Below are 8,888 nucleotides of genomic sequence, written 5' to 3'. Positions count from 1 at the left end.
TACTTCAGCAGGAATAGAATCTCCAAGACCGCACAATCCCAACAGGGTAGGCATAATATCCGGTGAAGAAAGCATCAGATTATCCACTCGCGGGCGGATTTTATCCGGATACCGCACTATAAACGGAACATTCATCGACTCTGAATAAGGAGAGTTTTTCGGGTCATCCGTACGCTGGCTACACATAGTTTCTCCATGATCCGAAGAGAAAACGACAATTGTATTCTTATCCAGTCCCATCTCCTTCAATGTTGCCAATATCTGACCAAAAGCACGATCGACGCCAGTCACCGATGCAAAATAGTAACGAGCCGATTCCGCCTTTTCCATTTTCGCATCTGCATTGGGCCGAATCAAAAGACTATCGAGCGGACGGTCTTTATACAAATTGAAATCTTCCTCCATACAGTCGTCCAATGAACGATACGGACTATGCGGAGGATTCATTCCTACCATAATAAAGAACGGCTTTTTCATATCGCGCACATTGCCCTCGTTTTTCAAGTACGAAACAACCATCCCGGCTTCGTGTAAGGGCGACCATTCCTTAGGGTCATGACGTTTCCCGTCCGTATCCCAATAATGAGAATTCTTATGTTCATCAAATGTGCCGTAAGAATACCAATAATTAAATCCGTGTCGACGTTCCTTCGGAGTATAAGCATCCCATACCGGCCGCTTTTCTTCTACATACTGTCCCGGATTTTCCGGATCATTCGGTGTCGGAAAATCAGCATGCAATTTTCCAAAATAAGCACAATCGTAGCCTGCACTTTGAAACACGTCACCGATACACTCTGCATCTTCACGCAAGGAACTGATGGGACGATTCGAATTACAATTCAAAGGTATACCACTCTTGTTAGGATACATTCCTGTCAACAAACTGCCACGATGAGGACTACTCAACGGACAATTACTCTGTGTTGAAGTCAGTACCACTGATTCGCGGGCAAAAGCATTCAAATTAGGTGTATGCACGGGATCGGCTTTAAAATTCACCTTTTCCCGGAATCCCTCCTGTCCCCAAAATTCCATCGCCTGATTGCGATACTGATCAGGAAAAACATAAATGATATTGGGATGTTCGATTTGTTCAGCCTGTGGAGCTTTACACCCCTGCATAGCAAACAAACTCAAACCGCCGAATAATAAATTTATCTGATTGTTCATGACAAATGACTATTGATTAGTAGTAAGCAAGTAGTTAAGTAGTCAAGTAGCAAGTAGTTAAGTAGTCAAGTAGCAAGTAGTCAAGTAGTAAGTAGTAAGTAGTCAAGTAGAATAGATTCATTCTGAAACATGCACTCTTTTTTGATAGCCGGACTATCACCTACTCACTACTTGACTACTTAACTACTTGACTACTTAACTACTTGACTACTTAATTACTTTTTCTCCATATCTCTCTTACGCATCAATCCCTCCAAGAAGTAATAATCGGCATAGTTCAACGGAACGTCGATTTCGGAGTCGTGAGGGATGCTGCCTACGGAGTGCATCAGTATAAAATTACCGTTTGTTCCTACTGCTGCACGGTAAGCCGGCGAGCCAAGACTCTCCATGATTTTATCAGCCGTAACCTTATAATCATTTCCCGGAAGATAGTTTTCCATTTCATATAGTGCGGAAGCTGTACAGGCAGCAGCCGAGGCATCACGCGGTTCATTCGGAATATTGGGAGCATCAAAATCCCAATAGGGTACGAGATCTTCCGGCAGATTTTTATTGGTAAAGATAAAATTGTAGACTTTCTGTGCTTGATCAAGATATTTCTTATCATGGGTATAGCGGTAACAAACCGTGTATCCATACAGTGCCCATGCCTGTCCACGAGCCCATGCCGACTCATCCGCATATCCCTGCGCTGTCTGTTTCTTACGCACTTCACCTGTTTCCGGATCATAATCCACCACATGATAACAACTATTATCCTGACGGAAATGATGCGCCATCGTTGTATCGGCATGTTTCACTGCAATATTATAAAAAGTAGAATCTCCCGAAAGCGTTGTCGCTTCAAACAACAATTCAAGATTCATCATATTATCAATGATAACCGGACATTTCCAGCCGCGTGTACTCTGCCATCCTCTGTCGGCATCCCACGACTGAATAACTCCTGCATTCGGACGAAAACGAGTAGACAATGATCTGGCAGTTTCCACAATCACATCTTTGTATTCTTTCTTATCAGCCAGGCGATACCCGTTCAGATAGCTGCAACCAATCATAAAACCTACATCATGATGCCATTTCAAATGTTTTACCGAATCGAGTGCTTCTGTATATTTCACTGCCAGTGGCAACCACTTCTTATCTCCGGTAAGCTCATAAGTGAGCCATATACTACCCGGATAAAAGCCAGAACACCAATCATCAATGGGAATATAAACAATATTACCATCTTTATCAATCGTGCGTGGATTCAATACTCTACCCGACTTCTCTATAATATCAGTCTGGATCGTATTCTGCGCAGCAGCATTATCAATGTTATCCTGAATAAAGTCTTTTTCAACCGTTTTAGTGTTGTTGCAACTTGTCAGAATCAGCAGGGAAAATCCCAATACACTCAAAATCGTTTTCATAATACCTGGATTATTTGTGATGTAATTAATTTCATGATGGCAAAAATAGCGCAATCCAACAGATTTGACTGTACTAAATAATCCAATTAAGAGACAAATTTGGTACATTTGCAGAAAATAATATGCCAATGAACCAATATGTCAATGTCCAACTGCACGTCCAGATATAGCAGCGCAGCCAATTGGCACATTGGCATATTGACCAATTAACCAATTATTAATCATGACACCACAGGATTTTTTTAAAAACGATCTTTTTGCCGAAAGGGCAGGCATCGTACTCATGGAAGTACGCGAAGGATATAGTAAAGCCCGACTGGAAATAAAAAAGGAACATCTCAATGCAGGAAACCGCACACAAGGAGGAGCTATCTTTACCTTGGCCGACCTTGCCTTAGCAGCCGCTGCCAATTCGCATGGGCAACTTGCTTTTTCCTTATCGTCCAATATTACGTTTCTCCGTGCCAGTGGTATTGGTGATACATTGTATGCCGAAGCCCGGGAGCGATATATCGGCCGGAGCACCGGATATTATCAGATAGATATCACTAACCAAAAAAATGAATTAATCGCCACATTCGAATCAAGCGTATTCCGCAAAGATCAACAAGTACCTTTTACTTTGTGACAATCGAAGTAAGCGGATAACGATTCCCGGTAACACTTCTGAGAAAAGCTTTGGCCGACCCGATATTCAAAAACATATCCAAACGAACCGGGAGGTGGTTTTTATCATCTGTAATATAGAATGTAATCACCTCCTTTTCTTTATCTTTGTCGGTATATTCCACAAATGAGAAAACAAGGCATCGGTAAGTCGTATCATTCTCTGCTTTGATATTTTTCATCCCGCGATAAATCAAGGTCTGTTCTTCTACCCTGCGACCGGTAGCCATAGGAAAGTTTATTTTCTGCCCGACCGTATAGTCGTTCGGATCGTAAGAGCGGGCTTGTGCCAAAATACTGAGCATATCAAAAACACAGCGACTGTCACTATATTCGGTCTCTATAATCTCACCATCCCGGTAAGTACGCTTTTGATTGACAAAGCACAGTCCGTCTTTATAGGAAAACCATGCCTCGTCTACCGTGTAACGTTTTCCCTCTTCAGCTCCTTTGCGGAAATAACGGGGTTCGAGTTTCTCACTGACAATACAAGTCAAAGTGTCCCGCATTTTAAAGAAAAAATCAATTTTCTTACTGCTCACCGACAAGAGATTAAAACGGTAGGCCGGTTTGGAGTGATAAGTCGTCGCATTCGTGGTAAGGCTTGCCAAACCTGCCTTTATCCATACAAATTTCCAGTTGAAATACAAATCGTACATTACATGCTCACCGGACTTGAAAGCTTCGTTCGTAGCTTCACACTGAGCCTTGACCGGCATTGAGAAGCAAACACTAACAATCAATGTCAACCATAGCAGGTTTATACGACTCTTAACGCTGGCGACCGCTTTGATTATTATTCTGGCCTCTTTTCTTCTTGTCTTCATCTGGTTTTTGTTTTTTAAGTTCATCCGGTTTTTGTTTATCCAATGGCGTTGCCTTCACATCCCAAGTCTGTTCGACCTCCCAATTGGCTCTCGGTTCCAATATCTGCGGATAATAGTACACCATTTCCGGCTGCCGCTTCGTTTCGTATTCACCGGTATCCCAGACTCCATTTCCATTCGTATCATTCACCAAACGAGCGCAGTACTTACCCGGATTCAAGAAATAGAAATCTGCTTTCCCATCAACGACAGGTACTTTACGCACTACCTTATCCTGACCATCGAGCAATTCCACAAAAGCAATGGAATCACACCCTGTAACATTAAAATAAATGGCCCCGTATTCCTCCAGAGAACGTACTTTTATGTTCTGCTTTATCTTATCGGTAAACAACCCGTAAATACCATGAAAAGCAGTCGAATCTACCGAGAACTCGTATTCCGTCGCCGGCTCCCAATCATAATACAAATTATACTTACGTAAGTTCAACGAATCCTGTGTAAAATCAAAAGAAACCTCCTCCCATAACGTATCCACTTTCTGTTTCAGGTGGATAGCCGCAGTATCAAACCAGGCTATCGGCTCCTCAAAAGTCAATGAGATATAATCGTACACATCCATAGAAGAAGAGGCACGCGATGATACAGGCAGGAATTTGGTCGGTTCCGGCTCATCCTCTTCATCTTTCTTTCTCTTCTTTTTCTTGGGCTCATCCGTATTCTTTTTCACATTCTTGGCTACAAGCTTCAATGTATCCGTCCGCGGAACCAACTGATTCAATGTATCCGTATACAAATAGCTAAGACTGAATGACAACGTATCTTGCTTATAAAGCAACGAATCTTTTACCCAATAATGAATAGTATCATTTTTCAGGCTCTTCTCAATAACAAAAGCATCCTCCTCTTCAAAGTTCAACCCCTTCAACACCGGCAAAGTATCGGCTTTGGCTGCAAAATAAAGCGTAAATTTCTCCGGAGTCAGACGTTCGCTTTTAATAAGATATTGCGAAAACAGATTTTCCGTAAAAGAACGCAATACAATATTATCCGGCAGATAATAAGTATATTTTCTTTCAACAATCGTATCAATAGTCAAAGAGTCCACCCAAGTCGTATCCTGTCGCATACGTTCCTCCCAACGGGGAATAACCAAAGAGTCATTAAAAGCCAGCGCTTCGCTCTTCTGGCTGAAAGAAAAATTCTGATCGGCATCCATCAGACCAAAGATACGGTATTCTCCCGGAGCAATCCCCCGGATTACAAAATGCCCGCGACTGTCCGTACGGGCTACCCGGTCAAACGGCAATTTAGTAAATGCCGTATCGGATAAATTGGAATGTAAGCCCACCAGCATTCCCTTTACCGGCTCCAGATTGGAAGCTTCGAGTAACGTACCGGATACCTCTAACGTATCGATCACATCTCCGGTAGAGAAAGTAAACGCAAAATTACCCAACGGATTTCCTTCATTGTTATCAACGATGGCATCCGAAAAATCAATCGTATAAGTGGTATTGGGTTTCAGTGAATCGAGCAGGTTTATGTTTATCTTCTTTCCCGAAGGTTTAATTTCAGGCTGCTGTGCCTGAGGCGGAGAAATCACAACCTTTTCATTCGCTTTTTCCAATTTTATATATTCATCAAATTCAAGTGAAATTTTCTTCCGGGTGCTGTTAAGTGCCCCGGCAACAGGTGAACTCTTCATAAAACGGGGAGGTGTCTCATCCCTCGGGCCACCGTCCGGACGGCCTATACTGGCACATGAATAAAAAGCAGCCACTCCTGCGACTACCGTCAACACCTTGCGAATAAGCAACTTTATATTATAAGATCTTTTACGTAACATGATGCAAAAATAAAGGTTCTCAGAGAATAAATACTATACTTTACACTAATTTAATGAAAAATCGGGCAATACCGTTCCAAGCATCACTCAGCTGTCATTATTTACCAACAGATGCGACATTTGGAACGAAGTCTCTATTAATAAGAGAAAAACATAGTTAAAAAAGCGGGTATTATAGAACATTCTTACAAGAAATTAAAGTACTTTTGCAGCGAAAACTGAAAAAGCGTATTTCGGTTTTCTTCTTCCATCCTTATACATTACTATGAGCACACAAATTTGTAGAAATTTATCAATAAACACTGAATATAGAAGTATGAAAAGTAGAATTGTATTATTCGCATTTTGTTTGACCCTCTTGTCGAGTTGTGGCAAAAAGGGTTTTGACATGGGAGGAGCTCCGGAATGTGCAGTGCAAACCCTGCAACCCGCAACAGTCAATCTGACCAGTTCTTATCCGGCTACTATTAAAGGAAAACAGGACGTAGAAATTCGTCCCCAAGTATCAGGTTTCATCACCAAAGTTTGTGTAGACGAAGGTTCCATGGTACGCAAAGGACAGGTATTGTTCATCATTGATCCTACGCAATACGAAGCTGCCGCACGTTCGGCCAAAGCAGCCGTAGCAACTGCCGAAGCTGCTGTAAGTACGCAACAGATCACTGTTGACAATAAACGTGCCTTGAACAAGAAAAATATTATCAGCGACTATGATCTGGCTATGGCCGAAAACTCGCTTGCATCAGCCAAAGCACAACTGGCCTCGGCAAAAGCACAGCTTATCAGTGCAGAGCAGAACCTCGGATTTACCAACGTAAAAAGTCCTTCCGACGGTATTGTCAATGATATCCCTTATCGTTTGGGAAGTTTGGTAAGCCCCTCGATCGCTACCCCACTGACTATTGTTTCAGATATTACCGAAATGTACGTTTATGCTTCTCTGACAGAGAAAGAACTCTTGGAATTGGTACGTAAAGACGGTTCGCAAAGCGCTGCCGTAGAGACCTATCCCGAAGTACAACTCCAACTTTCAGACGGAAGTACCTACGATCAAAAAGGAAAAATAGAGACCATCAGCGGTGTAATCAATGCAAACACAGGTGCGGTCAGCATTCGTGCTACTTTCCCAAACAGTAACCACCTGTTGAGAAGTGGCGGTATGGGTAATCTCATCATCCCTTACCACATGGAAAACGCTCTTGTTGTTCCGCAAAAGGCAACGACAGAAATACAAGATAAGAAATTTGTATTCCTGCAACAACCGGACAATACGGTTAAGATGAATGAAATCACCATACTTAACATCGATAACGGACAAGAGTATGTAGTTACCTCCGGACTGAAACAAGGCGATCTGATCGTTATTGAAAATGTAGGTACTCTGAAAGACGGACAAACTATTAAACCGACTACTCCTGCCCAGTCGGAAGCAAACTTCCAGCAAGCTATGCAAGATCGTAAAGAAGGAAAAATGTAAATTCAGCTTATAGAGATAACAAAACTATGAAATTAGATAGATTTATTAATCGCCCGGTACTATCTACGGTAATCTCCATCGTAATAGTCATTCTGGGTATATTGGGACTGTTCTCGCTCCCTATTTCCCAGTATCCGGACATCGCACCGCCTACGGTAAGCGTCTCCACCACTTACCAGGGAGCTAATGCCCAGACGGTATTGAACAGTGTGATTGCCCCACTCGAGGAGCAGATCAACGGTGTGGAGAATATGATGTACATGACATCTACTGCAACAAATACAGGTGAAGCCCGTATCGACGTTTATTTCAAACAGGGAACAGATCCGGATATGGCCGCCGTCAACGTACAGAACCGTGTAGCCAAAGCACAGGGCTTCCTGCCGGCCGAAGTTACCCAAGTAGGTGTAATCACCTCCAAACGCCAGACCAGTATGTTGCTGGTATTCTCGTTGTATAGTTCAGACGATAAATACGATAACGAATTCCTTGAGAATTATGCCAAAATTAATGTAATCCCTGAGGTTCAGCGTGTACCCGGTGTGGGTGATGCCATGGTGCTCGGTGCCGACTACTCTATGCGTATCTGGTTGAAGCCGGATAAAATGGCCCAATACCACCTGATGCCTACCGATGTCTCCACTGCTTTGGCCGAACAGAATATAGAAGCCGCTCCGGGCTCGTTCGGTGAACAAGGCAACCAGACTTTTCAATACACACTAAGGTACAAAGGACGCCTGCAAAGTCAGGAAGAATTTGAAAATATCGTCATTCGTGCTACTTCAGACGGACAAGTGCTTCGCCTGAAAGACATTGCAGAAGTGGAGTTAGGACGTTTAACTTATGGGTATACCAACAACGTTAACGGACACCCGGGTGTTACCTGTATTATCTTCCAAACAGCCGGTTCGAATGCAACACAGATTATCAAAGACATCGAAGCATTGCTGCAAAAATCTGAAGAGACATTCCCTCCGGGTGTAAAAGTAAATATTTCCCAGAATGCCAACGACTTCCTTTTTGCTTCTATCCATGAAGTAATCAAGACTCTGCTCGAAGCATTCGTACTGGTATTTATTGTGGTATACGTCTTCCTGCAAGATTTCCGTTCCACATTAATTCCGGCCATCGCTATTCCAGTAGCTTTGATCGGTACATTCTTTGTACTTTATTTGATCGGATTCAGCATTAATCTGCTGACGCTTTGCGCTATGGTACTCGCCATTGCCATCGTGGTCGATGATGCCATCGTAGTCGTCGAAGGGGTCCATGCAAAACTGGACCAAGGATACAAATCTTCCCGATTGGCTTCTATCGACGCCATGAATGAATTAGGTGGCGCTATCGTATCCATCACGCTCGTAATGATGTCCGTATTTATCCCTGTAAGCTTCATGACAGGTACTTCCGGTACATTCTATCGCCAGTTCGGTTTAACAATGGCTATCGCTATCGGTTTATCGGCAGTCAATGCATTG

7 protein-coding genes are annotated in these 8,888 nt (G+C 42.9%); 3 read left to right on the top strand and 4 right to left on the bottom strand.

Features of this window, described 5'->3' with window-relative positions; translation table 11 throughout:
- Positions 1–1,173, bottom strand: a 1,173-nt coding sequence (locus QVP90_RS08285; protein ID WP_288204102.1) for a sulfatase family protein, incomplete at its 3' end; no start/stop codon positions are given.
- A gap of 215 nt (positions 1,174–1,388) precedes the next feature.
- Positions 1,389–2,591 carry a glycoside hydrolase family 88 protein gene (locus QVP90_RS08280; RefSeq protein ID WP_005927563.1) on the bottom strand — a complete coding sequence of 401 codons (1,203 nt, stop codon included), beginning with the start codon at positions 2,589–2,591 and terminating at the stop codon, positions 1,389–1,391.
- A 223-nt stretch (positions 2,592–2,814) separates the two neighbouring features.
- On the opposite strand from QVP90_RS08280, the gene QVP90_RS08275 reads away from it, so the two are divergent.
- Positions 2,815–3,219 (top strand): PaaI family thioesterase, encoded by a 405-nt coding sequence (locus tag QVP90_RS08275; RefSeq protein ID WP_005927565.1) that lies wholly within the window; start codon positions 2,815–2,817, stop codon positions 3,217–3,219.
- Here the strand turns inward: QVP90_RS08275 and QVP90_RS08270 are convergent.
- Together QVP90_RS08270 and QVP90_RS08265 are read right to left on the bottom strand one after the other, a co-directional pair.
- Entirely contained in the window at positions 3,209–4,084 is an 876-nt protein-coding gene (locus tag QVP90_RS08270) for a DUF3108 domain-containing protein (RefSeq protein WP_021936151.1), read from the bottom strand. The two genes, QVP90_RS08275 and QVP90_RS08270, sit on opposite strands and share 11 nt — an antisense overlap.
- Positions 4,029–5,933 carry an Ig-like domain-containing protein gene (locus QVP90_RS08265; RefSeq protein ID WP_007479374.1) on the bottom strand — a complete coding sequence of 635 codons (1,905 nt, stop codon included), beginning with the start codon at positions 5,931–5,933 and terminating at the stop codon, positions 4,029–4,031. The genes QVP90_RS08270 and QVP90_RS08265 overlap by 56 nt, the downstream gene beginning before the upstream one ends.
- Positions 5,934–6,249: 316 nt before the next feature.
- Between QVP90_RS08265 and QVP90_RS08260 the strand changes: the two genes are divergently transcribed.
- Both QVP90_RS08260 and QVP90_RS08255 read left to right on the top strand, forming a co-directional pair.
- Entirely contained in the window at positions 6,250–7,410 is a 1,161-nt protein-coding gene (locus tag QVP90_RS08260; RefSeq protein WP_005927575.1) for an efflux RND transporter periplasmic adaptor subunit, read from the top strand.
- Between the two features lie 26 nt (positions 7,411–7,436).
- The coding region (locus tag QVP90_RS08255; RefSeq protein WP_288204099.1) for an efflux RND transporter permease subunit at positions 7,437–8,888 on the top strand (1,452 nt) is incomplete at its 3' end.

It is taken from the genome of Bacteroides sp. CAG:189 (assembly GCF_000432295.1).
Taxonomy (GTDB): Bacteria; Bacteroidota; Bacteroidia; order Bacteroidales; family Bacteroidaceae; genus Bacteroides; species Bacteroides salyersiae.
Note: the sequence above shows the minus strand (reverse complement) of the source record. Positions and strands in the feature narration are given on the sequence as shown.